Origin of the sequence: Chryseobacterium phosphatilyticum, from assembly GCF_002899825.2 — a bacterium.
In the GTDB taxonomy this organism is placed as follows: Bacteria; Bacteroidota; Bacteroidia; order Flavobacteriales; family Weeksellaceae; genus Chryseobacterium; species Chryseobacterium phosphatilyticum.
Genome location: NZ_PPED02000007.1, coordinates 176,941 through 182,940 on the forward strand (window position 1 = coordinate 176,941; position 6,000 = coordinate 182,940).

The 6,000-nt window shown below is 36.1% G+C and carries 3 protein-coding genes; 2 read left to right on the forward strand and 1 reads right to left on the reverse strand.

The features are described from left to right. Nucleotides 1–16 precede the first annotated feature (16 nt). Both C1631_RS22185 and C1631_RS22190 read left to right on the forward strand, forming a co-directional pair. On the forward strand, nucleotides 17–1,015 hold the full coding sequence (locus tag C1631_RS22185) for a polysaccharide deacetylase family protein (protein ID WP_109714268.1): 999 nt from the start codon (nucleotides 17–19) through the stop codon (nucleotides 1,013–1,015). Beyond that, nucleotides 1,012–2,088 (forward strand): GNAT family N-acetyltransferase, encoded by a 1,077-nt coding sequence (locus tag C1631_RS22190; protein WP_109714270.1) that lies wholly within the window; start codon nucleotides 1,012–1,014, stop codon nucleotides 2,086–2,088. The genes C1631_RS22185 and C1631_RS22190 overlap by 4 nt, the downstream gene beginning before the upstream one ends. A gap of 70 nt (nucleotides 2,089–2,158) precedes the next feature. On the opposite strand, the gene C1631_RS22195 is transcribed toward C1631_RS22190, so the two are convergent. After that, nucleotides 2,159–5,026 (reverse strand): M16 family metallopeptidase, encoded by a 2,868-nt coding sequence (locus C1631_RS22195; RefSeq protein ID WP_109714272.1) that lies wholly within the window; start codon nucleotides 5,024–5,026, stop codon nucleotides 2,159–2,161. Nucleotides 5,027–6,000 lie beyond the last annotated feature (974 nt).

Genomic DNA, 6,000 nt, shown 5'->3' on the forward strand with positions numbered 1-6,000 from the left:
TTTTATTTTAAACAGGATGAAGGACAGGATCATCAATTTGCTGGCAGCTTTTGAAACAAATAATATCGGGAAATCTTTTCCGCTGGATTATTGTCTGCCACTGTACCACAGTGTTTCTGACAAAGATCTTCCCCACATCAAACATGTCATTCAATATAAGAATACAAAACAGTTTGAAAAAGATCTGGATTATTTTTCAAAACATTTCCAATGGGTAAACTGGAGTGAATTCAAAGATGGTATGAACGGGAACTTTAAACCAAAGAAAAAAATTGCCCTACTTACTTTTGATGATGGTTTCAGAGAATTCTATGATGTTATTGTACCTGTTTTAGAACGGAAAGGAATTTATGCCTGTAACTTTATAAATCCGGCTTTCGTAGACAATAAAGACATGATGTTCCGCTGTAAAGCCAGCATTCTTGTGGATACCATCCAAAAAAGAAAGGATATTGATCCTGAAATCTATAAGCTGATACCCCTTAAGGATCAAACGATAGAAGCTTTACAAAAATATATTCTCACTATAAAATATCAGGAAAAAGAGATTCTGGAACAACTGGCAGGAAAACTTGATGTTGATTTTAAAAGATATTCAATAGAAAACAAACCCTATCTAAGTACAGAAGAATTACAAACCCTTACCCGTAAAGGCTTTGGAATATCTTCACATAGCTGGGATCATCCTAAATATGATGATTTATCGTTGACACAGCAAATGGAAACCACCAACAAAACATTTACCTATTTAAAAGAAAATGGGTTTCTGTATGAAGCTTTTGCATTTCCGTTCACAGATTTTGAGGTAAAAAAAGACTTCTTTGATGAATTCTTTAAAAATGAAGACGTATACTGTAGCTTTGGCTGTGCAGGAATAAAAATGGATAGTATTCAAAAGAATTTTCAACGAATTCCAATGGAAATGGGGGAGAGCGGGGAACAGATATTGAAAAAGGAAATCGCTTACTTCAAGCTGAAAAGGCTTATTCAAAAAAATACCATCGAACGAAAATGATACAACTGAAAACATTCAATAAAAAGGAATTGGAAGATTTTGTATTCTCACGTGGTTTTGAGCAGTACGACTTTCTTCCCATCACCAGACACCGTGCAGTATCTCACGTTAAAAACCCTAAAGCAACCGATGATCAGACCCTTCTTATTCTGGCATTCGTTGAAGAAAAATTAATAGGATATGTTGGGTGTTTTCCTGACTATTTTATCGTTGATGGCGAAAAGATCCGTTATGCATGGCTTAGTACGCTGTATGCAAATCCCGAATTCCGGAAAAAAAGACCTGCAAAAGCACTTTTGAAGAAAGTTTTTGAGGAGTATGAAGGTAGAATTGTGATCACAGAATTTACCAGAGAAGCTGAGGCTTTGTATAACATTATGGGAACTTTTGAATATGTTTTTCCAAAAGAAGGGAAACGATATTATTTCAGAACGGATGCTGCCACAATTATTCCGGAAAAGAAGCCTGAGACAAAAAACTGGAAGCCCTTGTTCCGGACCATGGATATATTTGCTAATACTTTAATCTCTGTGAAGAATCTCTTTGTTAAAAAGCCGGACTTCCGTTATGAAATTCTCAGCCGCCCTGATAAAGACAGTGCAGATTTTATGACTCGATTTTCAAGTCACCGTACAGCAGAAGAAATCAATACTTTTATAGAAAATCCATGGGTGTTGGAAGGAGAAAAAGAAGAAAAGTACCTTTTCTCAAGTTATGCCAATATCTTTAAGTATTTCTGGATTAAAATTTTTGATGAAAATAATAACCTTTCTGCTTGTTTGCTATTACAGCTTCGTGACGGATACCTTAAAATACCTTACTTTTTTACCAATGATGAACCGGATAAAGTACTTTGTTTTTTAAACTATTTTATTGTTAAATATAAGGTGAAAGCCCTTACAAGCTACCAAACATTACTCAATGAGGCTATAAAAAACTCAAAATCATTCTCTAAAATCCATGAGCGTGATTTTAAAAGAGACTATCTCTTTCATAAGCAGCTTCTGAAAAATCTTCCTGTGAATTTTAACCCACAATACCAGGATGGAGACGGAGATTGTATGATGACGTAATAACTGTTGAATAATCCCAAGGGGTAAAAAATATAAAAAAATCCGCTCAATATTGAGCGGATTTTTATGTTTAATGACCAAAGATATCTTTTAAACTTACCTCTGTGAAAGTTCCCATTTTATGCACAGCTTCCATATTCAGGTTTTCTTTTTTGCCAAGAATGGCAGTGTTAAAATGTACAGATTTAACCTCTGTCTGATAAAAAGTTTTAAGATCTTCAAATTTCAGATGCTGAATCTGCTCATAAATATTCTTTCGGAAATCATGATGAATATTCAATTTCTTTAATCGTAAAGTATTAAAGAATATATTATTTCTCGTAACTCTGGTTGATGCAATCTGCTTCAAAGCAGCATTTTTAGCATTTTCAAACTGAATAGAAACTTCAGGTAGCTCAGTCATCAGATCATTCATTGTATCAACGGCAATCATTAACTTGTCCGGTTGTGTTCCGATGTATGTACTAATATAATCAGGATGATTCAATTCAGAATTGGCTGAATAAGAAACATACGCAGAATATGCAAGACTCTTACTCTCTCGGATCTCCTGGAATACAATAGAAGATAAGCCTCTTCCAAAATACTCATTAAAGACATTAACCTTTCCAAAAGTTGAAGGATCAACAAGGCGTCCTTTTCCGAGTTTGCTCATTTCCATCTGAACCATATCGTAATTGATAAAGTACACCTTACCTCCTGTATCCGGTTCAGGATACTGTTTAGGTTGAGGAATCTGAAGACTTTCTTCTTCAATATACTGATTGATGTAGCCTTTAAATCTGTCAAAATCTTTACCGTAAAAGAAGACTTGGTAAGGATATTTGAAAAGGTTTTTCATTCGGTTCGTAAATATTTCGGCTTTACTGCTTTCAAGCTCTTCTTTAGAAATGACATCTGTAAAACGAGAGTTGCTTCCCAACTTTGTATAATTGGTCAGGGCAGTCATGATACGGTTTTTATCTTTCTTTACAGCCTGACGGTTTTCAAGTACTGTTCCTACAAATTGATGATAAGTCTCCTGATCCGGCTGTACATGAGACATCCAGTTTTGCAGAAGGGCAATCCCCTTTTCAATATTTTCCTCCAGCCCGCTTAATGTGATAAGAAGCTGGTCATGGGTTGTCTTAAAATCATTACTTACCCCAATTTTGAAAAATTCCTTTTTCAAATCTTCAGGAGAAAGATGATCTGTTCCCAGGTACTGAAGCAATTGAGTAGAAATACCTAAGTCTCTGTCGTGATCACTCCCAAAAGGGAAAATATAGTGTACCTGGGCTATATCATTGTATTTATTTTTAACAAAACTGATCTTTTTATCTTGAATCGTATCAGTAATAATCTCTTTTTGATAATTGATGAATTCAGGTTTAATATCCTCAGTTTTCTCTACCAATATTTCATTTAAAAACGTAGACCGTGCCTCACGGTTGATTTTAACAGGCGTGATTCCCGGGTTTTCAACTCTGAGAAGTTTGTCATTAATACCTTTTTCTTTATTGACAACAACATAGTTTTCTTTAAAGAATTCATTGGCGAATTGGATAATATCCTCTTTCGTGAAGCGGGAGTACTCATCCATTTCATTAAGTTCCTGTTCCCAGCTTCTTCCTTTTATATAAGTATCGTAAAGATTAGTAGCAAGGCCATCGGCAGTTTCAAGCCCTTTCATACGCTGAAGCTTAAAATCATTAATAATGGCTGGAAGCATCCACTCAGGAAAATCCCCTCTTTTTATCAGTTCTATCTCTTCCAGAACCATTGCTCTCGCTTCATCCAAAGTCTGGGTCTCTTTAGGAACAGCAACAATAGAAAAATATCCATATTGCCTTAATCCTACAGAAAAGGCTTGTGCCCATAACATTTTCTGCGTTTGGTTGATATGAAGATCCAACAGACCCGCCTCACCTCTGTTACTAAGAATATTAGCAACCACGTCTGCAAGCATTGCTTCCCGGGTTCCATAGCTTTCAGTTCTCCATGCCAGTTGAACCCTAGGAGTCGTGGGACTTTTTACCGTTGTTTCTACAATTTCGACTATAGGTTGTTCAAGTATTGGTGTTTTTGTCGGCAGCTCTTTGTAAGGTAAAGAACCAAAATATTGATCAATCAATACAATGGTTTCTTCAAAATCAAGATCTCCCACCAATACCATTGCATAATTATTAGGAACATAATATTCATCAAAATACTTATGAATAGCCACCATAGACGGATTCTTTAAATGTTCAGGCTTACCTAATGTCGTTTGCTGCCCATTGGGGTGAGTAGGGAAGAGTGCTGCCATAAGCTCATAGTTCACCAACCTTGTATCATTGTCCTGTGCTCTGTTGAACTCTTCATATACCGATTCAAGTTCCGTATGGAAAAGGCGAAGGACAATTTCAGAAAACCTTTCCTTTTCTATTTTTAACCATTTTTCCAGCTCATTGTTCGGAATATTGTTTTTATAAACTGTTTCATCAAACCACGTATGAGCGTTGGTACCACTTGCTCCCAGAGATGAAATAGCTTTGTCATACTCGTTAGCAATTGCATATTGGCTTGCTTCCTGAGAAATTTCATCTATTTTTTTGTAAATTTCCTTCTTCTTTTCTGAATCCTGTTCAGCTTTATGATCTTCGTATAATGCAGAGATCTGATCCAGAAGTTTACTTTCTTTCTCCCAATTTTGAGTCCCGATTCTGGAAGTCCCTTTAAACATCATATGTTCAAGATAATGAGCCAATCCTGTATTATCAGCAGGATCATTATTGCTTCCCGTTCTTACAGGGATGTAGGTTTGTATCCTCGGAGCATCAAAATTCTGGGCAAGAAAAACCTTTAAACCATTTTTAAGAGTATATATTCTTACCTTATTTTCGTCGTGGGTTATGGTAGTATATTCGTAGTGATTAGTATCTGTATGGACCGTTTCTTTATATTTTCTGTCTGTCATATAAACTCATTTCATTCCTTAAAATCCAGAATGCATTACAAATGTAAGCAATCAAAAAAATAGTTCCCCATTTTTTATGACTATTACATCTATTATTTTATTTGAAAATGTGAATCAAAAAACAAAAAAACACATGTATACATATATAATAGATGAGAAGTTCAGTACTCATATTTTATAAGTATTGTTCAATAATTCTTTCGCTCTCCCACACCAATCTTCTCTAATCTGTTTAGGAGCTATTTCCCGCTATCCACTCCTACTCCTCGCGCCAGCGCGCTCCACAGCCAAAACCCTCCGGCTCTCCAATCCCTGCTGTGGGGTATCCGTTACTATCGGGGCTAGGAGAATTGAAAGTTGAAAATGGAAAGTTGAAAATTGAAAGTTGAAAGTTGAAAATGGGTTTGCGCTCAACAGAAAATAATGTACTCCTCTATGTCAATCCATGCAATCATTGGGAAAAATCTACTTCAATAGGAGCGGGCTAAAGCCCGCTCAATAAATAATTACCCCTCATCAGGCTTTAGCCGAAACTTAAAAATCCTTCCACGCCTATCATGTAACTTGTCTTCTCGTACGGATCCATCCCATGGATCTATTCTTACCTTCTCTTATATAATATATATACACTATCCATTATCATCCGTGCAAATCTGCGCAATCAGTGGGAGAAATCTATTTCACTAGGAGCGGACTTTAGCCCGCTCAATAAATAATGACCCCTCATTAGGCTTTAGCCCAAACTTAAAAGTCCGTCCGCACGCCTATCACTAAGCTTATCATCCCGTAGAGATCTCTACTTCGTTATTCCATATTTATCCTATATACTATAATATATGTATCAACGTTTGCTATGGTGAGATCCTTTCAGGATGCCACATTGAATAAGATAGTAGAAAAACTGATGCAAATAACCAATCAAAACCCCTTTCAGAATGCCCTCCACCCATTAACCCCCATTTATAATATATCAT